Source organism: Arthrobacter sp. zg-Y238, assembly GCF_024385525.1.
Lineage (GTDB): Bacteria > Actinomycetota > Actinomycetes > Actinomycetales > Micrococcaceae > Arthrobacter_B > Arthrobacter_B jinronghuae.
The window spans coordinates 447668-469018 of record NZ_JANFLU010000010.1 but is presented as its reverse complement, the minus strand read 5'-3'; the positions used below and the strand labels follow the sequence as shown (position 1 = coordinate 469018).

The following is a 21351-nucleotide window of genomic DNA, read 5'->3' as shown; positions in this document are numbered from 1 at the left end:
CAGAGTCGAGGCCGCCGTCGACGAGGTTGTTGAAGCCAATGACCCGCCGGTTTCCGGCGTACGCGGTGAGGGTCACCTCGCGGGTGTCACCTGCTTCGAAGCGGATCCCGGTGCCCGCCGGCACATCGAGGTGCATGCCGTAGGCCAGTTCGCGTTCGAACAAAAGCGCCTTGTTGGTTTCGAAGAAGTGAAAATGCGAGCCGACCTGCACGGCCCGGTCACCGGTGTTGCTCACCAGCAGAGTGACGCTTGGCCTGCCGGCGTTGATCTCGATGTCCTCTTGCTTGTGGTGGTAGGTGGGGCTGCCCAGCATGGTTTTTCCTTCCCTTGCGGCGCAGCGTCGCTGCACGTGGCGTTTCGATGGGATTTGCGGTCAACTCGAACGGATCGGGGCGGGGTGGTGATGCGGGTGGCTGTTGGCCGCCCCGTGGTTGTGGGGATGGCCGCTGTCCGCGTCAAAGGCGTGTGAGTGCGCGTAACCGTGACCGTGATCAGCCTGCAGTCCGGCGTCAATACCGGTGGAGCCGTGGCTGAGGTTGTGCAGTGCGTCGCGAACACGCTCACCGATAACGCGAAGCACCGCCTGCTCGCTCAGCAGTGCACCGTAGAACCGGGCCTCGGCGAAACCTCCCTCGCCGAAGGGCACCGCTTCACCGTGCACGGTGGCCACCCGCCGAAATCCTGCGGGAACAACCACCGTTTCCGTGCTGCCGAGAAGACCCAGCCTCCGTACGGCCGCCAGGAGTGCATCCGCGTCGGTGACAGCGGCTACCTCCACCAAGTTGCCCGCCCCGTGCGTGCGCACCAGATGCGCGATGCGGTAGAGCTCCGCATCATCGAAGGGATTGGCGGCGTCCGCGACGATCAGCACTGCCGCCTCCGGGGCCAGCCTGCGCACCTCCACGGCGGCGGTCCGAAGCCACGCCGTGAGATGGTCGCGGGTGCCGAATTCGTCCGCCAGGGCCAGCGGGGCCCGGGCGGCACCGTGCGGGACTGCTCCTGCTTCCAGCCAGCGGAGCGTCTTCGCCGTGTCCGCGACGAGGGTCGGGTTACGGCCGAAGGTCATCGGCAGCACCACGACGGGCGCAAGGTCCGCTCCGTCGGCCCTGTCCCCACGCAGCCGCGTGAGGACATTGTGCAGCGGTCGGCCCGCGGGGGTAATGAGGGCGCCCGGAACGGAAGCCGTGATGAAGGACAGATCCACCCCGTTGTCGCTCTCATGTCCTCCGACCAGCACCACCGTCGCACCCGGCTCGATGGGCCAGGTCAAGTCACACCCCGATGGGATCGTGACAGGAGACGAGCTTGCTGCCGTCGACGAAGGTTGCCTCGATCTGCAGGAGCGGCAGCCTCTCACGCACGCCGTCCATGCATTGGCTTTCGGAGACGATGTTCTTGCCGAGCTCCATCACCTCGGCCACGGTCCTGCCGTCGCGGGCACCCTCCAGAATTGCCTCGCAGATGAGGGCGGTTGCCTCGCTGACATTCAGCTTGGTGCCCCGGTCGCGCCGCTTCCGGGCCAAATCCGCCACTTGGTACACGTAAAGCTTGTCGATTTCTTTGGGAGTAAGGTTCATCTCTTTACCTTCAGACGCAGTTGCGGTCCGGTCGAAACCGCTCCCTTGGCACAGGGGCCAAGCTCGCTTGAAAACCACGCTACGCGGGCCCTGCTGCGACCAACACCCCGTCCTGCCGGAAGCCGGCGTGCAATCCGGTATTCGGGGGGGCCCGCCCGCCGCCTCGCGGTGCGGCCGGGACCGCTGCGGGGGGGGGCCGGGCCCCGGGGGCGTGAAGGCTTAGGACTCGAGCGTCGCGTCCATGGTGATCTCGATGCCGGCCAGCGCCTGCGAGACCGGGCAGCCGGTCTTCGCCGACTCGGCAATATCGTCAAACTGCTCCGCCGTCAGTCCGGGTACCACGGCACTGACCACAAGGTGGCTGCCGGTGATGCCCGTGCCCGGAACGAAGGTCACGTCAGCGGATGTGGAAATCCGCTCCGCCGTCTTGCCTGCCTCGGCAAGCGCGTTACTGAAGGCCATCGAGAAGCAGGCCGAGTGGGCCGCGGCAATAAGTTCCTCAGGGCTGGTCTTGCCGTTGGCTTCTTCGGCGCGGGCCTTCCACGTGACGTCGTAGGTGCCGAGTCCGGAGGAGTCGAGGGTGACGTCTCCCTTGCCGTTGAAGAGGTCGCCGTTCCAGACGGTGTGGGCTGAACGGACTGTAGCCATGGGGGTCTCCTTAAACAGTGATGGGACGGGGCCGGCAACAAGCCGGCGCACCATCCCATCCTATTTCCGCTGTTGTGCGGACTACCACATAGTGGCTACGGCAATGTTGATGATCGCAAGGATGCCCACGCCGTTTGCGAGTCCGGAGGACACCGGCTCGTCCTTCTTGTAGCGGCGCTGTCCGATGAAGGCCAGTACGGCAATCACCAGGGTGATCAGCAGCTTGATACCCACCTTCAGGTGGTTGACGTCGCCGTCGCCCATCTCATTCAGCGCCACCAGCGCCAGGCCGGTGACCAGCTGCAGCAGTGCTGCGTGGAACTGGCCGGGCAGCACGGTCGGATTCTTGATGCGGGCAAACCAGATGCCGACAATGATGGCTGCACCGAGGATGTGCAGGAAAACAAGGAAGCTGTGAAGGAAGTCCATAAGGCCAGTTTACCGACTGGAAGTCGGGAACCCTGAGGAATGCATAGGACGCAGGTAACTTTTCTACAACATGTAGAGGAGTTCCGTAGGGGCGACCAACCCGTAGAAACGGCGCAGGGCGCCCTCCCGGTAACGGGAGAGCGCCCTGCCTAAGCGGAACCGGAACTAGAGCCCCAGGTCTGCCTCGAAGTTGCCTTCTTCCAGGCGTGCCTTCAGCGTCTGCAGGAAGCGGCCTGCATCGGCGCCGTCCACCAGGCGGTGGTCGTACGTCAGGGAGAGGTACATCATCGAGCGGATGGCAATGTTGTCATTGCCCTCGGCGTCGGTGACAACCATGGGACGCTTGACGATCGCGCCGGTGCCCAGGATGCCGACCTGCGGCTGGTTGATGATCGGCGTGTCGAAGAGGGCTCCGACGCTGCCGATGTTCGTGATGGTGAACGTGCCGCCGGAGAGCTCGTCGGGGCCGATCTTGTTGTTACGCGTGCGGCTGCCGACGTCGGCAATCTTCTTGGCCAGCCCGGTGATGTTGAGGTCACCGGCATCGTTGATGACCGGAACCAGCAGGCCCTTCTCGGTGTCCACGGCGATCGCGAGGTGCTCGGCGTCGTGGTACGTGATTTCCTGCGTCTCGTTGTTGTACGAGGCGTTGAGGACCGGGTGCTGCTTCAGGCCTTCGACAACTGCCTTGGCAATGAACGGCAGGAAGGTGAGCTTCGCGCCGTTCTGCTGCTGGAAGTTGCCCTTGGCCTTCTGGCGCAGGGCTGCAATGCGGGTCATGTCGACCTCGTGCACCTGGGTCAGCTGTGCCGACTCCTCCAGGGACTCGCGCATGCGGCGCGCGATGGTCTGGCGGATGCGCGGTGCCTTGACCGTGGTGCCGCGGAGCTTCGCGCTGGCTTCGCTGATCTGCGCCGGTGCTGCCTTTTCGGGGGCGGCGGAGGCTGCAGGGGCGGACGCGGCGGGCTGCTGCGAGGCGGCCTTCTTGGCCTCAGCCGCTTCAAGCACGTCCTGCTTGCGGATGCGTCCGGCAACGCCGGAACCCTTGATGCTGGACAGGTCGACGCCGTGTTCGTTGGCGAGCTTGCGCACCAGCGGGGTCACATAGGTGCCGCCGTCGTTGGAAGCCTCCTGCTTCGGAGCCTCAGCCTTGGGGGCTTCCTGCTTGGGAGCTTCAGCCTTCGGAGCTTCCTGCTTCGGGGCCTTGGGCTCTTCCTTCTTTTCCGGCTCGACGGCCGGAGCTTCGCGCTCGTCCTTGGAAGCGGCCGCTACCGGCTCGGCTCCCTTGGGCTCGGCCTTGGCCGGGGCCGCAGCACCCGATCCGATGACGGCCAGGACGGAACCGACCTCGGCCGTGTCGTCTTCGTTAACCCGGATTTCCAGCAGCTTGCCGGCTACCGGGGAAGGGATCTCGGTGTCGACCTTGTCGGTGGAAACCTCGAGCAGCGGCTCGTCCATTTCGACGTCGTCGCCGACGGCCTTGAGCCAGCGGGTGACGGTGCCTTCGGTGACGGATTCGCCGAGGGCGGGGAGGGTGACCTCGGTGCCTTCGCCGGAGCCGCTCTCCGCGGGAGCTTCTTCAGCAGCCGGAGCCTCTTCGGCCGCAGGGGCCGGTGCTTCCTCGGCAGGGGCCTCTTCGGCCGGAGCTTCCTGGTTGGCGGCGCTGCCGCCGTCGTCCAGCTGCTCGCCGGAACCGGAGCCGTCACCGATGCGTACAAGCGCAGCGCCGACCTCTGCGGTTTCGTCTTCGGCCACGAGGATTTCCTCGATCACGCCGGCAACGGGGGAGGGGATTTCCGTATCGACCTTGTCGGTGGATACCTCGAGCAGCGGCTCGTCGACCTCGACGCGGTCGCCCACGTTCTTCAGCCAGCGGGTGACGGTGCCTTCGGTGACGGACTCGCCGAGGGCTGGTAAGTTCACGGTTTCAGACATATTGTCCCCGTTTCTCCTTGATAGATCTTTTGTGACCAGCCGTGCCGCTGGTGCTGGTGATGATTTCCCCCGGGCCGCAGCCGCGAGGCGGAATGCGGCCCGGGGAAGTGAATCTTAGGTGTTAACCGTGAAGGGGCTTGCCGGCCAGTGCCATGGCGGCCTCGCCGATAGCCTCGTTCTGCGTCGGGTGGCCGTGGATCAGGCTGGCAATATCCTCAGGGTACGCCTCCCAGTTAACGATCAACTGGGCTTCGCCGATCTGCTCGCCGATACGGCCGCCGATCATGTGCACACCCACGATGGGGCCATCCTTCTCGCGGACCATCTTGATGAGGCCGGAGGAGCCGAGGATGGAGGTCTTGCCGTTGCCGGCCAGGTTGTACTCCTGGACCTCGACGTTTTCGGCGCCCAGCTTCTCCTTGGCCTTGGCTTCGGTCAGGCCGACGGAGGCGATTTCCGGCTCGCAGTAGGTGACCTTGGGGATGTTGACGTCGTCAACCACAACGGGCTTCAGGCCGGCGATTTCCTCGGCAACGAAAATACCCTGCTGGAAGCCGCGGTGGGCCAGCTGCAGGCCGGGAACGATGTCGCCCACGGCGTAGATGTTGCCGACGCCGGTGTGCAGGCGGTCGTTCGTGATGACGAATCCGCGGTCCATCGTCAGCCCGGCTTCTTCGTAGCCCAGGTTGGCGGTGACGGGGCCGCGGCCCACGGCAACGAGCATCAGGTCGGCTTCGAAGGTCTTGCCATCGGCCAGGGTGACGACGACGCCGTCGTCGTTCTGCTGGACGTTGTCGAAGAAGATGCCCGTGCTGAACTTGATGCCGCGCTTTTTGTACGCGCGTTCAAGCTGCTTGATGATGGCTGCGTCTTCGTTGGGGACCAGGGAGGGCAGGCCCTCGACGATGGTGACGTCCACGCCGAAGGAGTTCCAGACCGAGGCGAATTCGACGCCGATGACGCCGCCGCCGAGGATGACCGCGCTCTTGGGCACGGTGTCCATCTTCAGGGCCTGGTCGGAGGTGATGACCTTGCCGCCGATTTCCAGGCCCGGCAGTGAACGGGAGTAGGAACCGGTGGCCAGGATGATGTTCTTGCCGGTGTAGGTCTCACCGTTGACCTCGATGGTCTTTTCGCTGGTGAGCTTGCCCTCGCCCTCGATGACCGTGATGCCCTTGGACTTGATCAGGCCCTGCAGGCCGCGGAACTTGCCCGCAATGATGTTGTCCTTGTAGGAGTTCACTGCAGTCATGTCGATGGAGTCGAAGGTGGCGTTGATGCCGTACTTCGAGGCCGTCTTGGCGTTCTCCGCGATTTCAGCGGAGTGCAGCAGCGCCTTGGTGGGGATGCAGCCGTTGTGAAGGCAGGTCCCGCCCAGCTTTCCCTTTTCAATCAGACCTACGGAGAATCCCAGCTCCACGGAGCGCAGTGCCGCGGCGTAGCCGCCGCTGCCTCCGCCGAGGATCAGGATGTCGAACTCTTGCGCAGCTGCCTTATCGGCCACTTGGACGCTCCCTCGCGTATTCGTTGACGCGCCCATGCGCGCCGATGAGTTATTGGGCGTTTGTGATCAGTCCTCACCCTATCGCCCCCTACCACCGGCATCCACTTGGACACAGGCAGTAGGGGGCGAAGTGTAATGAGAAACACCTGCCACAAGCGTCAGTTCCGTTTCACGGAACCGTATTGGATGCTATGAGGCGCGCGCCACGACGTCCTCCGCGTAGGCCACCAGGGTGCGGACGGCGACGCCGGTGCCTTCCTTGGGGGTGTAACCGTAGGGGGCGCCGTCGTTGAAAGCCGGTCCCGCAATGTCCAGGTGCGCCCACGGGATCTTGGTTCCGTTGACTTCGCCGACGAATTCCCGCAGGAAGGTGGCGGCCGTCATCATGCCGCCGAAACGCTCCCCGTGGTTGGCGATATCCGCCACCTGGGAATCCAGGCTCGCCCGCAGCTCTTCCGGAATCGGCATCGCCCAGAACAGCTCGCCTGCGCGGTCCGCAGCTGCCTTGACGGCGTCCCGGACTCCTTCTTCACCCATGACTGCCGAAACGCGTTTGCCCAACGCAATCATCTGGGCACCGGTCAGCGTGGCGACGTCGATGATCGCGTCAGGGGCTTCCTCGCTGGCAGCCACAAGACCGTCGGCCATCACCAGCCGGCCCTCGGCGTCCGTGTTCAGGACTTCGACAGTGCGGCCGCCGTAGGTGGTCATTACGTCGGAGGGGCGCTGCGCCGTGCCCGAGGGCATGTTCTCGGCAATGCAGAGCCAGGACGTCACCTTGATGGGAAGCCCCAGTTCGGCGATGGCGAGCAGCGCGTTCAGCACGACGGCGGCCCCGCCCATATCCGATTTCATCGCCTCCATGCCGGCGGCCGGCTTGAGGGACAGTCCGCCGGAGTCGAAGGTGATGCCCTTGCCGACGAGTGCCAGCTTGGCCTTCGAGCGCAGCGGCGCGTATTCGAGCTTCACCAGGCGCGGGGGACGGGCCGATCCCTTGCCCACCCCGAGGATGCCGCCGAAGCCTTCGCGCTCAAGCTTCTTTTCGTCCATCACGGTGACCTTGACGGGCAGCGACTTGGCCAGGTCCTTTGCGGCGGCGGCGAAGGTCTCCGGGTAGAGGTGGCTCGGCGGCTGGTTGACCAGGGTCCGGGTGGCGTTGACCGCGCGGCCGAGGATACGGGCGCGTTCGAGGGCGGGCCGAAGGCCCTTCTCGTCAGCGGCTGCAGTGATAACGGTGATCTCCGAAACCGGCGCCGGAATCTTGTCCGCGGTGGCGGCACTGCGGTGTTCGGTGAAGCTGTACGCGCCGAGCAGGGCACCTTCGGCGACGGCGGCGGCATCGGCCACGGTGCCGGCCGGCAGTGCGAGGGCGACGGATCCGGTGCCGGCAATCTGGCGGACAGCCGAACCGGCGGCGCGGCGCAGGGCTTCCTCGGTCAGGGCGACGCCGGCCGAAACCTTGCCGAGGCCGGTAAGGACCAGCATGTCGGCATCTGCCTCGGGCAGGCCCGGCAGGCGGTGGACTTCGTCAACTGCACCGGTGACGCCGAGCAGCGGCAGTGAAGCAGCCAGGGCGGCAGACGCCTTGGGGGAAAGCGGGCTTTCGATCAGGACCGGGCCGTCGGGGGTCTGGCCGACGCCGATCACGAGTGCGCTGGCGGCAACCTTCCGCCCGTCCCTGGATACTGCCGACAGGCTGGGTTCACTGGCTTTGTTCACGAAGCTGCTTCCTCACGTTTCTGTGTTGCTCTGCGTTTACCACACCGATCGTAGTCTGAAGAACGCCCGCATGCCGCAACGTTGCTCCTTAGCTGCTGCGCAGGGGCTAAGGAACAAAGGCCGGCCCCGGTCCCGGAATGAAACGCACGCGTCCGGACGTTTACCCTTGAGTAAGGGCACAGCAACGGTTTAAAGCAGCCGGAATCACCGGTCGTCACCTTCCTGTGCCGAGAGCGCACGCGAGTTCCCGGGAGGGGTAAGACATGCTGGATCCGTTGACCCTGTTTAATCTGAATCCGGAGGTCGCGGAGTCCGGGGACCTCTCCGGCTTGAAGCTCCTCGTCGGTTTCACCGGCTTCGCCGAGGCCGGCCACGTGGTCAGCCAGATCCGGGATGAGCTGTTTGATGCCCTGGACCATGACCTGGTGGCGACGTTCGACTCGGACCAGCTGATCGACTACCGCAACCGCCGGCCGCAGATTTCCTTTATCGAGGACCACCTCAGCGACTACGAGCCGCCGCGGCTTGAGCTGCACCGGATGTATGACGGGCTGGGGGAGCCGTTCCTGTTCCTGACCGGCTTCGAGCCGGACCTGCAGTGGGAACGTTTCACGGCGGCCGTAGTGCATTTGGTGAAGGCGTTCGACGTGGCCCTGGTCTGCTGGGTCCATTCGATTCCGATGCCCGTCCCGCACACCCGCCCGATCGGCGTCACCACGCACGGCAACCGGCCCGACCTGGTGGAAGGGATCAGCTCCTGGACGCCGATCGCGCAGGTACAGGCCGCCGTCGGACACGTCCTGGAGCTCCGGCTGGTCGAGGCCGGGGTCGACGTCGTCGGCCACGTGGTGCACGTACCGCACTACCTGGCCGAGGCGGAGTTCCCGCCCGCAGCCGTGGCCGGACTCGAGTACCTCGGGGCTGCCGCTTCACTGGTGCTGCCGACGGACCGGCTGCGCGAGGCAGGCCGGGACGTGGAACGCCAGATCACCGAACAGGTGGAGGCATCTGCGGAGGTCAAGGGCGTAGTGGCAACCCTCGAGAAGCGTTACGACCAGTACACCGAAAGCACCGTCCGGCGCTCCCTGCTGGTCAAGGGCAACGACGAACTGGCAGACGCCGAGGAAATCGGAGCCGCGGTGGAGGCGTACCTGGCCAGCCCGCAGGCCGAAGAAGAATCCGAGGCGCTGTGGCCCGAGAACCAGCATGACGCCCAGAACAGCGAACCGAGCGATAACGCGGATCAGGAGAATGCACCAGATGCCACCGAGGGCACGGTCGAGGGCCACGGCAGCGACGACGGGAACGGGCGGACCGGCACGGCCTGACGCCGCGCATCCCGGCCCCGGTCCCGGCCCCGGTCCGGGCCCCCGTCCCGGGCAGGTGTGCCGATGAACGGAACACGTGCCTGGATTGTCTGGGGCGTAGGCGTCTTTGCCTACATGGTGGCGGTGACCCAGCGGACGTCGTTCGGTGTGGCCGGCATCGAAGCCACTGAGCGCTTCTCGGCGACCGCCTCCGTCCTGTCCGTCTTTACGGTGGTGCAGCTGCTGGTCTATGCGGGGCTGCAGATACCCGTAGGGGTGCTGGTGGACCGCTTCGGCCCGCGGCTGCTGATCGCCGGGGGAGCGGCGCTGATGCTTGCCGGACAGCTCCAGCTGGCTGCTGCCGAATCCGTCGGCGCCGGAATCCTCGGGCGTTCCCTGGTGGGTGCCGGCGACGCGCTCACCTTCATCTCCGTGCTGCGGCTCCTTCCGGCCTGGTTCTCCGGCAGGAAAATCCCCGTCCTGACCCAGTACACCGGCATTGTCGGCCAGCTGGGGCAGATTGCCAGCGCAATTCCTTTCGCCTATGTGCTGCACCGGTTCGGGTGGAGCACGGCCTTTGTCTCCGCTGCCTCCCTGTCCCTGCTTGCCCTGGTCCTGACCTTGGCCTGCGTGCGGAACCGGCCGGCCGGCGGTGAGGCGCCCGTCCCGCTGCCGCTGCGGCAGACCGGCACCTCACTGGCAGAGGCGTTCGCCCAGCCGGGGACGCGCCTGGGCATGTGGACCCATTACACCGTGCAGTTCCCCGGCACGGTTTTCGTCATGATGTGGGGGTTCCCCTACCTGGTCAGTGCCGAAGGCGTGTCTTCCGCCGTCGCATCGGGCCTCATGGCTTTCTTCGTGGTGGTCGCGATTGTCTGCGGGCCGTGGATGGGGTCCTGGGTGGGCAGACACCCGCTGCGCCGCTCCACTATGGTGCTGCTGATCGCCGGCGCCATGGCGGCCGGGTGGGCCGCCGTCCTGCTTTATCCCGGCCCGGCGCCGCTGTGGCTGTTGGTCCTCCTCGTGGCGCTGCTGGCCGTCGGCGGCCCCGGGTCCATGATCGGCTTCGATTTTGCCCGGACCTACAACCCCAGTGCCCGGCTGGGGACCGCCACCGGGATTGTGAACATCGGCGGCTTCATTGCCTCGCTGGTCAGCATGTACCTGATCGGCGTGGTGCTGGACGTGTTGAATAACAGCGGCTTTTCAGGGGGGAACCTGTACGCCCTGGACTCCTTCCGGATTGCCTTGTCCGTGCAGTTTGCCGTGATGGCGGTAGGGGTCGCGGGCATTCTCCGGACCCGGGGGCAGATCCGCAGGCGGCTGGCCGACGAAGGATCGCCGCTGCCGCCGCTCCGCGCCGCACTGGCCCGCGAACGGCAGCGCCGCCGCGGGGAACGGGGAGGTCCAGGTCCGCAGTAGGGCCGCGGGCGCCCTCCACCCTTGACCCTTGCGCAGCCCCCCGCCAAAATGATCCGCATGACCAGGGCGCGGGTGCCTGCCGGCACGGTGGTAAGCGTGAGCGGGATAGCCAAGGCTTTCCGGAATGTCACGGCGCTCGAAGACGTCACGTTTTCAATCGACGCGGGTGAAGCCTTCGGAATTCTCGGCCCCAACGGCGCCGGCAAGACCACAACCGTGGAGTGCGTGGCCGGCACGCTGCGGCCGGACAGCGGACGCATCACGGTACTGGGCGTGGATCCCGCGGCTGACCGGGCAACCGTACGCGAGCGGGTCGGCTATCAGCTCCAGGCCGCCGCTCTGCCTCCCGCCCTGCGCGTGGAGGAGGCGCTGCGGCTGTTCGCCGCTTTTTACCCCGCACCGGCCGATGTGCCGGAACTGCTGCGCACCGTCGGGCTGGACGAACACCGCAAACGCCCCTTCGGCAAGCTTTCCGGCGGACAGAAGCAGCGCCTCTCAATCGCCCTGGCGCTCATCGGCAATCCCGGCGTGGTCGTGTTCGACGAGTTGACCACCGGGCTGGATCCGCAAGGCCGGCGCGACGTGCGGCAGTTGATTCAACGGGTGAAGGACGGCGGCATCACGGTCGTCCTCGTCACCCACTACCTCGACGACGTCGAGCGGCTCTGCGACCGCCTGGCGATTATCGACGCCGGCCGGACACGGTTCGTGGGCACACCGGCGGAACTGCTCGCCCTTTCCGGCAGGAACGCCGCCGAGCCCGGTGCTCTCGAGGATGCGTATCTGGCCTTCATCGAGCAGACGGCAGCCGACTGAAGGGAAAGTGGAGCATGCGAGCCCTGGGAGCGCTGACGCGCACTGAAGCCACACTGTATCTGCGCAACCCGGTGAGCATTTTCATGGCATTGGTGCTGCCCTCGGCCATTCTGCTGCTCCAGGGCTTCGTCATTCCCAACACACGCGTCCCGATGGGAGGCACGGATCCCGTCTATGCCGCCCTGCGCCCCATCGACCTGCTCGTGCCGTTGTCCATAGCGGTGGCACTGGCCAGTGTGGCGGTAACCAATTACCCGTCCGCGATCAGCGGTTACCGGGAGACCGGAGTGCTGCGCCGGCTGGGCGTGACACCGGTCGGCGCGCACCGCATCCTGTTCGCCCAATGGATCGTCAGCGGCGTGGCGCTTGCCGTCGCGGTGTCCGTCACCGTCCTGCTCGCCAGGATTGCCTTCGACAGCCGGATGCCGAGCAGTCCCGGACTGGTTGTCCTCGTGGTGGTTTTCGGCGTTGCCGCCATGATGGCCGTGGGATCACTCATTGCCGCCCTCGCCGGGACCGCCCAGAACGCCTACGGCATCGGATTCCTGGTGTTTATGGGATGCATGTTCACCGCCGGATTATGGACACCCGGGCCGCTGATGCCGGAAGGTGTCCGGCAGGTTGCGTCCTTCACCCCGCTCGGTGCCATGACCCAGGCACTGACAGCCGGCTGGTACGGAGGCACCGTCACGGCCGCTCCCTTCCTCGTTATGCTCTTCTGGACCGCTTCATGCACCGTGGTGGCCGCAAAGGTGTTCCGCTGGAAATGATCCCTCCGCTGCCGCCCGGCGGGCGGGCCTGTCGGCCCGGCCCGCGGCCGGCCACTTTTCCTCCACCGCCGCCGACGAGGCGGCTGAGCCGGCGCCGGGTGCACAGATTCCGGGCCTGCCCTGCAGCGACCGCGGATTCCCGGGCAACCTTGGGGCATGAGCACAGAACCGGCCAACGGCACCCCGCGGAACCCCTACCGCGTCAACGCTCCGGCTGACATCCTCAGCCTGATTCCACATACTTTGGGCTTCGAGCCGCGCGAGTCCCTGGTGCTCATGGCACTATGCGGTGGCCGGCTCGGTGCGACGCTGCGGGTGGACCTCCCGCCGCGTAAGGCGCCGCGGCCGGGGCCGGCACCCAAAGGGGCGGATGCCGCCTATTCCGCCACGGCCTCCCGGTTCCTGGCCTCGGACACCGAGGCCGACGGCGTGCTGCTGGCGCTGTATACGGACCTGCCGTGGAAAGACCCCGCGCATCCGCCCTACCGGCCGTTGGTCCGTCGCCTGGAGAAGGACCTGGCCGCCGCCGGCATCCCGCTGCAGGATGGCTGGCTGGTAGGGCCGGACACCTGGCGGGACTACTTCTGCACCCAACCGGACTGCTGCCCCTGGCCGGGGGCGCCCAGGTCGCAGATTGCAGACAGCATGCTGAACACGGAACTGGTGTACCGGGGGAGTGCCTTCGCGGCATCCCTGGAAAAAGCGGTGGGGGAGTCTTTCCCGGCGCAGTGGCCCAACCGGGGCGAGGTAGCGGTGAGCCAGGCACGCTTCGGGAAGCAAATGGCCGCGAATTGGTGTGAACGGGAGCAGTTCCGCCGCACCCTGGAGTTGTGGGGCAGATGTTTTGCAGGCCACGGCCTCGATGCCGGTGCTGTCCCGTACGCCGAAGACACAGCCGAGCCGGACGCCGGCTCCCGGAACCTGCTGCACCGCGATTCCGAATGTGCCGGGTTTCTCCTGGCGAGCCTCTGCGACCGCGGTATCCGCGATGCCCTGCTTGTCCAGACTGCTGCGGGCCACGCCGCAGCCGTTTACGGCGCAGAAGCCAACGGCATGGTCCGCCGCCAGGTCCATCCTGTTGTCCTTCCCGGGGCAGCAGACCACGGCCTCTCCGGACCCGGCGTCGTTCCCCTTCTCCCGCGCGCTCGCAGACAGTCCAAAGCAGCCGCGGACTTCCGCAGCATGCTGGTGGGCAGAGGGAGTGCCCCGGACTGGAACCGGCTGGACCGGGCGTACGGCGTTTTCTCGGATCTCGTGCCCGCGGCGGACGAAGACGCCAAGGCGGCGCTGCTTTCACTGCTTGCCTGGATGGAGTGGGCCAGGGGACGCGGCTCACGGGCGCACCTCCATCTGCAGCACGCACTCGATGTGCGCCCCGGCTACCGTCTTGCCTTGCTGCTGCGTGAACTGCTGGGCACGGGAATCCTTCCGGACTGGACCGGCTCCCGGGACGGGTCATGGCCGGGCACGCCGGACGGCTAGACCGGGACCCGGACGAACCGGTGTGCAACGAGAACCAGCGGGGAAAAGCTGCACGGCGGAACAGGCCCGCGGAGTGCGCCGATAAGGTGCGCCGGTGCGGTGGCGGGGCGGAAAACGTGCGACAATGGGAACCGAGACCCGGTCGGGTTCGTGTATCAAGTGTCCTTTGAACTGCCAGTCCCTGTGGCTTGCGGAACAATACACCGGCACGGTTTGTTCTATTGAGAGCAAGCCAAACCGAACACTTGGATAGAATCACGGACTTGACAGGGTCATAGTGGTGTTGCCCCCAATGGCGGTGCCACAACCCGCCGTATGAAAGGTTTTCTGTGTCGCCGAGAAAGACAACTGCAGTCGAAGAGACTGACACTGCAAATAAGCGCACTGCCGCAACTGAGGCCCCGTCCGCGGTGGCCGCCCAGGAGGCTGCTTCCGGCGAAAAGACCGCTGCCAAGACGCCCCGCAAGACTGCGGCCCGGAAGGCTCCGGCCAAGGCCGGCACCACTGCAGCCGGCCGAAAGACCGCTGCGAAGACCGCCAAGGCCGCCAAGGCCGAGGTTGATGAAGAGGTTGAGTCTGCGGACGTCGAGCCGGACGCAGACGCCGTCGAAGCTGCAGACACTGCAGCACCCACCGGATCCGGTTTCGTGTACTCGGATGCCGACGACGACGACGCGCCGGCCCAGCAGGTCGTCTCCGCCGGCGCCACGGCTGACCCGGTCAAGGACTACCTGAAGCAGATCGGTAAGGTCGCCCTGCTGAACGCCGAGCAGGAAGTCGACCTTGCACTGCGGATCGAAGCCGGCCTGTACGCCGAAGAGAAGATGGCTGCGGATCCCGACATGGACCCGAAGCTCAAGCGTGAGCTTCAGTGGGTGTCCCATGACGGCAAGCGCGCCAAGAACCACCTGCTCGAAGCCAACCTGCGCCTCGTTGTGTCGCTGGCCAAGCGCTACACCGGCCGCGGCATGCTGTTCCTGGACCTGATCCAGGAAGGCAACCTTGGCCTCATCCGTGCCGTAGAGAAGTTTGACTACACCAAGGGCTTCAAGTTCTCCACGTACGCCACGTGGTGGATCCGCCAGGCGATCACCCGCGCCATGGCAGACCAGGCCCGCACCATCCGCATCCCGGTGCACATGGTGGAAGTCATCAACAAGCTGGCCCGTGTACAGCGCCAGATGCTCCAGGACCTGGGCCGCGAGCCTGCTCCGGAAGAGCTGGCGCTGGAACTGGACATGACCCCTGAAAAGGTCGTGGAGGTGCAGAAGTACGGCCGTGAGCCGATCTCCCTGCACACCCCGCTGGGTGAAGACGGCGACTCCGAATTCGGCGACCTCATTGAGGACTCCGAAGCCGTGGTTCCCGCCGATGCGGTCAGCTTCACCCTGCTGCAGGAGCAGCTGCACTCAGTGCTGGACACGCTGTCTGAGCGCGAAGCCGGCGTGGTTGCCATGCGTTTCGGCCTCACCGACGGCCAGCCGAAGACGCTGGACGAAATCGGCAAGGTTTACGGCGTGACCCGTGAACGGATCCGCCAGATCGAATCCAAGACCATGTCCAAGCTGCGCCACCCGTCGCGGTCGCAGGTCCTGCGGGACTACCTGGATTAAGCACCTGCCGGTCAGCCGGCAACCCGCTTCACCAACGGCACCCCGATCCGCGGACGGGGTGCCGTTTGCGTGGGGCACGCACCGGCGGAACAAGATGCAGCTGGACAAAAAAGAAGTCCCCTTCCGACTCGGAAGGGGACTTCTTCAAGCTTGGTACGCCGCGTCTACGCGGACATTACTCCGTGGCATCGCTGACCGAACAAGGCGACTGCCTGTTTACTCTGCAGAGACCGGCGCCTTCTCGTTCAGGCGCGAGGTTTCATCCTGCCATTCCGAGGTGAGCGGACGAAGGTTTGCCTCCACCGCCCGGGCGTGGTGCCCGCAGAAAAGCAGTTCCCCACCGGAGGATTCCAGTACGGCACGTACGTATGCCTGTGCGCCGCAACGATCGCAGCGGTCCAGGCTGTTCAGCTCACGGGTTGCTACTGCTGCTGTCATGAGTTGCCTCCTCAAGGGTGTTGATACTTCATATAACCACCTTTGACACCCCGTCCCTTGCAGGTTGGCCCGCCTTTCGCTCTACGCGTACCCTTCGGCGCGGTCCCCGTGGGCAAACTCACGCAACTGAGTCGTTGGGCGGAAGTGTCACCGCCGGGGATTAACCTTGTAGGAGTCCCTGATTGTTCCCGGATATCTCTACCGGCAAAACAGCCGACACCAAGGAGTTTCAACGCACGTGGCGCCCCCTAGTTCTGATTACACTGCCCGGCACCTGTCCGTCCTGGAAGGACTGGAGGCCGTCCGCAAGCGTCCCGGCATGTACATCGGGTCCACCGACTCCCGTGGCCTGATGCACTGTCTTTGGGAAATCATCGACAACTCCGTCGATGAAGCCCTGGCCGGTTTTGGGCAGAGTATCAAGATCATTCTTCATCCGGACGGTTCCGTGGAGATCCACGACGACGGCCGAGGTATCCCGGTGGATATCGAACCGAAAACCGGACTCTCCGGCGTCGAAGTCGTTTTCACCAAGCTCCACGCCGGCGGAAAGTTCGGCGGCGGGTCCTACGCGGCCTCCGGCGGCCTGCACGGCGTCGGTGCCAGCGTGGTCAACGCCCTGTCCTCCCGCCTCGACGTGCAGGTGGACCGGGCCGGGAAGACGTACCAGATGGCCTTCCGCCGCGGCGAGCCCGGCCACTTCGACGACACGGGCAAAAAGCCCGGCCCCGAGGCCAAGTTCTCTCCGTTCCTGGCCAGCTCACGGCTTGAAGTGGTCGGCAAGGCCAAGCGCGGTGTCACGGGCACCCGCATCCGGTACTGGGCCGACCGGCAGATATTCACGCCGGATGCCAAATTCTCCTACAGCGAGCTGCAGGCCCGCGCCCGCCAGACGTCCTTCCTGGTCCCTGGACTGCGCATCACCCTGCGCGATGAACGGCGCCTGCCCGGAACCCCGGGCGAGAACGGCCCCGTGGAGGAAGTCTTCCACCACGACGGCGGGATCGCCGAGTTCGTCGACTACCTGGCCGCCGACGCAGCGGTCACGGATATCTGGCGCCTGCACGGCTCCGGCAAGTTCAAGGAATCCGTGCCCGTACTCGATGAAAGCGGGCACAGCCGGATCACCGAGATCGAACGCGAGGCCGAGGTGGATATCGCCCTGCGCTGGGGCATCGGGTACGAGACCAATATCCGCTCGTTCGTGAACATCATCGCCACCCCCAAGGGCGGAACGCACCAGACCGGCTTCGAGCAGGGCCTGCTGAAGACCTTCCGCAAGGTCATTGAAGCCAATGCCCGCAAGCTGAAGGCCGGCAACGACAAGATCGAAAAGGACGACGTTTTCGCGGGGCTCACCGCCGTGCTGACGGTCCGCCTCGCCGAGCCGCAGTTTGAGGGCCAGACCAAGGAAATCCTCGGCACCTCCGCCGTAAGGGCCATCGTGAGCAAGGTGGTGGAGAAGGAAATCACCGCCCGGCTGAACTCCACGGCGCGCGCCGACAAGGCGCAGTCTTCACAGCTGCTGGAAAAGGTGGTGGCGGAGATGAAGTCCCGGATCTCCGCCCGCGTGCACAAGGAGACCCAGCGCCGGAAGAACGCGCTGGAAACCTCCACCATGCCGGCCAAGCTGGCGGACTGCCGGATTGATGACCAGGAACGCTCTGAACTGTTCATCGTGGAAGGCGACAGCGCCCTCGGCACGGCGAAACTGGCCCGGTCCTCGGACTACCAGGCGCTGCTGCCCATCCGCGGCAAAATCCTGAACGTGCAGAAGGCGTCCGTGGCGGACATGCTGTCCAATGCCGAGTGTGCAGCGCTGATCCAGGTGGTGGGTGCCGGCTCCGGCCGCAGCTTCCAGCTCGACGCCGCCCGGTACGGCAAGGTCATTTTCATGACCGATGCAGACGTCGACGGCGCGCACATCCGGACCCTGCTGCTCACGCTGTTCTTCCGCTACATGCGCCCGCTGGTGGACGCCGGACGCGTCTATGCGGCCGTTCCACCGCTGCACCGGGTGGAGGTCATCAATGCCGGCTCCAAGAGCAATGAGATGGTCTACACCTACAGCGAAAAGGAACTGCACCAGGTCCTTGCCCGTCTGGAAAAGGAAGGCAAGCGCTACAAGGAACCGATCCAGCGCTACAAGGGCCTGGGCGAAATGGACGCGGGCCAGCTGGCCGAAACCACCATGGACCCCCGGCACCGCACCCTGCGGCGGGTCCGGATTTCCGAGGCAGCTGCGGCCGAGCAGGCGTTCGAGCTGCTGATGGGCAGCGACGTGGCACCGCGCAAGGACTTTATTATCGCCGGGGCGGCCATGCTGGACCGGGACCGGATCGACGCCTAGCCCGGTCCGGATCGACGCCTAGCCCGGACCGGATCGACGCCTAGCGGGGACCACGTCCGATGGGGCCGGGCCCGCACACCACCGAGACGGGTCCCGGCCTAATCCAGCAGCCCCGGGGCGATCAGCAGGGTGGTCGGTACCGCCAGCAGCAGGGCTGAGAGGCACAGTACGCTCCACTGCTGCCAGCGGGGCAGGGGCGGCTGCGGCGTGAGTAACCGGCTGAGCCTGCCGGCAATACCGAGCGGCTCTGACCCCTCCGGTGCACCCAAAGCCAGCGGGGACGCCGCGCTCAGGCGCGCCTGCTGTTCGGCCGGGGGCTTCGGTGCCCCGGGTGCGGCGGGGGACCCTGATCCGACGATTGCCACGGCACGGACGAGTGTCATCCGGTCCACCTCCCGCAGCGCCTCGTCGTCTGCAAGCATCTCGATCAGCTCATTGACCGCGTGCTGGGCCAGCATCGATGTCGGCAGCCACGGCAGGGCGGCACGCCAGGCCGCGAAGGCCCACAGCAGCAGGTGGTGGTGCTGGGCCAGATGGGCACGTTCGTGGGTAAGCACCGCGGAAAGCTCATCCTTGGAGAGCATGTTCAACAGTCCGTCAGAGAGGACGGTGACGGACCGTGCACCGCCGGGCAGGCAGTAGGCCACCGGGGTTGGATGCTGGATGACCAGGGTGGCGGGCGTGTCAGCGGAGGGGGAGCTGAGCAGGTTGAGCATGTCCCGGTGCCGGTGCCGGCCGCGGAGGATCCGGTAGTACGTCAGCAGCAGGGTGAACACCAGATGGGCGCTCAGCAGCATTGCGGCGCTGAGGGCGAAAACATGGACCAGTCCGAGGGTGCTGGCCGGAGCGCCTTCCAGAAGAATCCGCCACAAACCGTGCAGCCCGGCCAGGAGATTGTCCCCGAGCGGCTCCAGGCCCCAGGTAAGCATGGCGCCGATCATGGACAGGCCGCCCGCAAGGGCTATGGCCTGCCACAGGACCATGGCGGTGAAAGGCGAGCGGGCGGGCCACTTTGCCCGCGAGAGAAGAATGGGAACGGGCCACGCCAGCACGATCGCCAGCGCCGCCAATGCGTAGGAGGCCCAGAACACCGCAGGTGCCGGTGCCTAGGCGCCGAGGAGCCTGCGCAGCATTTCGGCCTCTGTGTCCGAGACGGAACCGACGAACCGGGCCAGCACTGCTTCGCGGTCATTGGCAGTACCGAGGGCTTCATGCATGAGTTCGGCCGTGTGTTCGGCGCGGCTGGTCACGGCGCGGTAGCGGTGCGGGCGGATGTCGCGTTCACGCTCGACCAGTGACTTCTTTTCCAGCCGTGACAGGACGGTCAGCACGGTGGTGACAGCCAGGCCCTTGCTGTCGGCGGAATCCTCGCGCTGCGCCAGTTTCTCCCGGAGTTCATTGGCGGTTGCTGCGTCGTTTGATTCCCACAGGAGATCCATCATTGCGCGTTCCAGCTCACCGAGCGTTGCCATGTGCATCCTTTTTCGATCGAGACCTCGGCTGACCCCGTATCGGGTCCAGACTTACTAATGTACCGCGTTTCGCCCGTTTGTTCTACATCACGTAGAAATCCTGGCGAAGTTGTTCTACGCTGTGTAGAAGTAAGGAATTCTACGGCGTGTAGAACTCGTTCCTCAAGTTGAAGGACATGTAAGCGTGGAAGCACTGGATATCGCCCGGTGGCAGTTCGGCATCACGACCGTCTACCACTTCCTCATGGTCCCGCTGACCATTGGGCTGGGGATCGTGGTGGCAGCCATGCAGACAGCCTGGGTGCGCACCGGCAAAGAGCAGTACCTTCGAATGACGAAGTTCTGGGGCAAACTGTTCCTCATCAACTTCATCCTCGGCCTGGCCACGGGCCTGGTCCAGGAGTTCCAGTTCGGGATGGCGTGGAGTGAATACAGCCGGTTCGTCGGCGACGTCTTCGGCGCCCCGCTGGCGCTGGAATCCCTGCTGGCCTTCTTCACCGAATCGGTGTTCCTTGGACTCTGGATCTTCGGCTGGAAACGACTGCCGAAGAAGGTCCACTTGGCCTGCCTGTGGATCACCACACTGGCCTCCATGCTCTCGGCGTACTTCATCCTTGCTGCCAACTCCTGGATGCAGCACCCCGTGGGCGTGGAAATGGTGGACGGCCGCCCGGTCATGAACGACATCTGGGCCGTCCTGACCAACAACACCCTTCTCGTCGCCTTCCCGCACACCATCTTCGGCGCCTTCGCCGTGGCCGGCGGGTTCCTGATCGGCATCGCCTGGTACCACCTCTGGAAGCGGCGCCGGGACGGCATCGACACCGTGGATGCCAAGGGCAACGTGGTGGTGGGCGAGCGGCCGGAAATCGGCCGCGACAAAACCGACCATTCCGTGTGGCTGCGTTCCCTGCGCATTGGTGCCGTCGTCGCCATGATCTCCTTTGCCGGCGTCGCGGTCAGCGGCGACCTGCAGGGCAAGCTGATGTTTGAGCAGCAGCCCATGAAGATGGCTGCGGCGGAGGCAGCGTGCCATGACGGCACCGGCTTCTCCGTCCTGTCCATCGGCGACCCGGGCGCGGAGAACTGTGAAGACGTGGATACCCTGGTCGAAATCCCGGGCATGCTGTCCTTCCTCGCCAACGGGGACTTCGATACCGAAATCCGGGGCGTGAACACCCTGCTGGAGCAGTACCAGGACGATTACGGTACGCATCTGCCCGCTGACGAGATGTACGGCACCAACTCCGGTGCGGAAATTGACTACACCCCGAACTTCGCCGTCACCTACTGGGGTTTCCGCATCATGATCGGCTTCGGCAGCATCGCCGCCATTGCCTCCGCCTACGCTCTCTGGGCGGTCCGCAAGGGCACGGTCCCCGAATCCAAGTGGCTCATGCGCCTGGCCGTCTTCGGCATCCTGGCGCCGTTCGGTGCCAACTCCGCAGGCTGGATCTTCACCGAAATGGGCCGCCAGCCGTTTGTGGTGGCTCCGAACCCCACCGGTTCCGACGGCGTGTTTATGTTCACCGCGGCAGCGGTCTCGCCCGGGGTGAGCATGGGGGAGCTGCTGTTCTCCGTCATCACCTTCACCGTGGTGTACCTGGCCCTGCTGATCGTGGAGGTGATGCTGCTGTTCAAGTTCGTCCGCGGCGGCGTCCCGGCCGCGATGCCGGACCTCCTGGGCGGCGACGACGGTGCCACGGGCGGGATGAATTCCCCCGGCGGCGATCCGGACGGCACCCCCGGAAAGAAGAAGGACGATGTCCTCGACTTTGCCTACTGAGATTCTCCGGAGGGCAACTGCGCGTGCGGGCGCCCTCCGGATACTGTCCGACCACCCTGCAATCTGCCGCACACCGGCACTTC

Annotated in this window: 17 protein-coding genes and 2 pseudogenes; 8 read left to right on the top strand and 11 right to left on the bottom strand. The window is 65.6% G+C overall.

The features are described from left to right. Window positions 1-4 precede the first annotated feature (4 nt). The 8 genes and pseudogenes from NNX38_RS11195 to NNX38_RS11160 form a co-directional block, all read right to left on the bottom strand. A pseudogene (locus NNX38_RS11195) lies at window positions 5-313 on the bottom strand (urease subunit beta); the annotation flags it as partial. 60 nt (window positions 314-373) lie between these two features. Next, the gene (locus NNX38_RS11190) at window positions 374-1270 is read right to left on the bottom strand and encodes a hypothetical protein (RefSeq protein ID WP_255798054.1); all 897 of its coding nucleotides are present in this window, start codon (window positions 1268-1270) and stop codon (window positions 374-376) included. Between the two features lies 1 nt (window position 1271). Further along, window positions 1272-1577 (bottom strand): urease subunit gamma, encoded by a 306-nt coding sequence (locus NNX38_RS11185; RefSeq protein WP_255798053.1) that lies wholly within the window; start codon window positions 1575-1577, stop codon window positions 1272-1274. A 219-nt stretch (window positions 1578-1796) separates the two neighbouring features. Next, window positions 1797-2225 carry an OsmC family protein gene (locus NNX38_RS11180; protein WP_255798052.1) on the bottom strand — a complete coding sequence of 143 codons (429 nt, stop codon included), beginning with the start codon at window positions 2223-2225 and terminating at the stop codon, window positions 1797-1799. An 81-nt stretch (window positions 2226-2306) separates the two neighbouring features. Next, complete coding sequence (locus NNX38_RS11175; RefSeq protein ID WP_255765854.1) at window positions 2307-2654, bottom strand: hypothetical protein; 348 nt, start codon at window positions 2652-2654, stop codon at window positions 2307-2309. 165 nt (window positions 2655-2819) lie between these two features. Then, on the bottom strand, window positions 2820-4589 hold the full coding sequence (gene sucB, locus NNX38_RS11170; RefSeq protein ID WP_255798051.1) for a 2-oxoglutarate dehydrogenase, E2 component, dihydrolipoamide succinyltransferase: 1770 nt from the start codon (window positions 4587-4589) through the stop codon (window positions 2820-2822). Window positions 4590-4710: 121 nt separating this feature from the next. Further along, entirely contained in the window at window positions 4711-6093 is a 1383-nt protein-coding gene (gene lpdA / locus NNX38_RS11165) for a dihydrolipoyl dehydrogenase (RefSeq protein ID WP_255798050.1), read from the bottom strand. A gap of 189 nt (window positions 6094-6282) precedes the next feature. Further along, a complete protein-coding gene (locus NNX38_RS11160) occupies window positions 6283-7812 on the bottom strand; it encodes a leucyl aminopeptidase (protein ID WP_255798049.1) in 1530 nt (509 codons plus the stop codon). Between the two features lie 263 nt (window positions 7813-8075). On the opposite strand from NNX38_RS11160, the pseudogene NNX38_RS11155 reads away from it, so the two are divergent. The 6 genes and pseudogenes from NNX38_RS11155 to NNX38_RS11130 all read left to right on the top strand — a co-directional run. Continuing rightward, window positions 8076-8969: pseudogene (locus NNX38_RS11155) on the top strand (proteasome assembly chaperone family protein); the annotation flags it as partial. Window positions 8970-9203: 234 nt separating this feature from the next. Then, a complete protein-coding gene (locus NNX38_RS11150) occupies window positions 9204-10541 on the top strand; it encodes a nitrate/nitrite transporter (RefSeq protein ID WP_255798048.1) in 1338 nt (445 codons plus the stop codon). A 57-nt stretch (window positions 10542-10598) separates the two neighbouring features. Continuing rightward, window positions 10599-11357: an ABC transporter ATP-binding protein gene (locus NNX38_RS11145; protein ID WP_255798047.1), complete on the top strand. Its 759-nt coding sequence runs from the start codon at window positions 10599-10601 to the stop codon at window positions 11355-11357. Between the two features lie 14 nt (window positions 11358-11371). Next, complete coding sequence (locus NNX38_RS11140) at window positions 11372-12127, top strand: ABC transporter permease (RefSeq protein ID WP_255798046.1); 756 nt, start codon at window positions 11372-11374, stop codon at window positions 12125-12127. A 156-nt stretch (window positions 12128-12283) separates the two neighbouring features. Next, a complete protein-coding gene (locus NNX38_RS11135) occupies window positions 12284-13609 on the top strand; it encodes a DUF4192 domain-containing protein (RefSeq protein WP_255798045.1) in 1326 nt (441 codons plus the stop codon). A gap of 329 nt (window positions 13610-13938) precedes the next feature. Continuing rightward, complete coding sequence (locus NNX38_RS11130) at window positions 13939-15222, top strand: RNA polymerase sigma factor (protein ID WP_255798044.1); 1284 nt, start codon at window positions 13939-13941, stop codon at window positions 15220-15222. A gap of 216 nt (window positions 15223-15438) precedes the next feature. On the opposite strand, the gene NNX38_RS11125 is transcribed toward NNX38_RS11130, so the two are convergent. Next, on the bottom strand, window positions 15439-15660 hold the full coding sequence (locus NNX38_RS11125; protein WP_146362357.1) for a hypothetical protein: 222 nt from the start codon (window positions 15658-15660) through the stop codon (window positions 15439-15441). A 238-nt stretch (window positions 15661-15898) separates the two neighbouring features. On the opposite strand from NNX38_RS11125, the gene NNX38_RS11120 reads away from it, so the two are divergent. Continuing rightward, window positions 15899-18010, top strand: coding sequence for a type IIA DNA topoisomerase subunit B (locus NNX38_RS11120; RefSeq protein WP_255798043.1), 2112 nt, complete (start codon window positions 15899-15901; stop codon window positions 18008-18010). Window positions 18011-18108: 98 nt separating this feature from the next. On the opposite strand, the gene NNX38_RS11115 is transcribed toward NNX38_RS11120, so the two are convergent. Continuing rightward, the gene (locus tag NNX38_RS11115) at window positions 18109-19101 is read right to left on the bottom strand and encodes a M56 family metallopeptidase (RefSeq protein ID WP_255798042.1); all 993 of its coding nucleotides are present in this window, start codon (window positions 19099-19101) and stop codon (window positions 18109-18111) included. A gap of 15 nt (window positions 19102-19116) precedes the next feature. Further along, window positions 19117-19482, bottom strand: a complete 366-nt coding sequence (locus tag NNX38_RS11110) for a BlaI/MecI/CopY family transcriptional regulator (RefSeq protein WP_255798041.1) — start codon at window positions 19480-19482, stop codon at window positions 19117-19119. A 184-nt stretch (window positions 19483-19666) separates the two neighbouring features. Between NNX38_RS11110 and NNX38_RS11105 the strand changes: the two genes are divergently transcribed. Then, window positions 19667-21268: a cytochrome ubiquinol oxidase subunit I gene (locus NNX38_RS11105; protein WP_229952230.1), complete on the top strand. Its 1602-nt coding sequence runs from the start codon at window positions 19667-19669 to the stop codon at window positions 21266-21268. Window positions 21269-21351: the final 83 nt, after the last annotated feature.

Coding starts and splice junctions, on each gene's coding strand:
- NNX38_RS11110 (WP_255798041.1), bottom strand. CDS start 19,482: ATGGCAACGCTCGGTGAGCTGGAACGCGCAATGATGGATCTCCTGTGG.
- NNX38_RS11175 (WP_255765854.1), bottom strand. CDS start 2,654: ATGGACTTCCTTCACAGCTTCCTTGTTTTCCTGCACATCCTCGGTGCA.
- NNX38_RS11145 (WP_255798047.1), top strand. CDS start 10,599: ATGACCAGGGCGCGGGTGCCTGCCGGCACGGTGGTAAGCGTGAGCGGG.
- NNX38_RS11185 (WP_255798053.1), bottom strand. CDS start 1,577: ATGAACCTTACTCCCAAAGAAATCGACAAGCTTTACGTGTACCAAGTG.
- NNX38_RS11125 (WP_146362357.1), bottom strand. CDS start 15,660: ATGACAGCAGCAGTAGCAACCCGTGAGCTGAACAGCCTGGACCGCTGC.
- NNX38_RS11150 (WP_255798048.1), top strand. CDS start 9,204: ATGAACGGAACACGTGCCTGGATTGTCTGGGGCGTAGGCGTCTTTGCC.
- NNX38_RS11135 (WP_255798045.1), top strand. CDS start 12,284: ATGAGCACAGAACCGGCCAACGGCACCCCGCGGAACCCCTACCGCGTC.
- NNX38_RS11180 (WP_255798052.1), bottom strand. CDS start 2,225: ATGGCTACAGTCCGTTCAGCCCACACCGTCTGGAACGGCGACCTCTTC.
- sucB (WP_255798051.1), bottom strand. CDS start 4,589: ATGTCTGAAACCGTGAACTTACCAGCCCTCGGCGAGTCCGTCACCGAA.
- NNX38_RS11140 (WP_255798046.1), top strand. CDS start 11,372: ATGCGAGCCCTGGGAGCGCTGACGCGCACTGAAGCCACACTGTATCTG.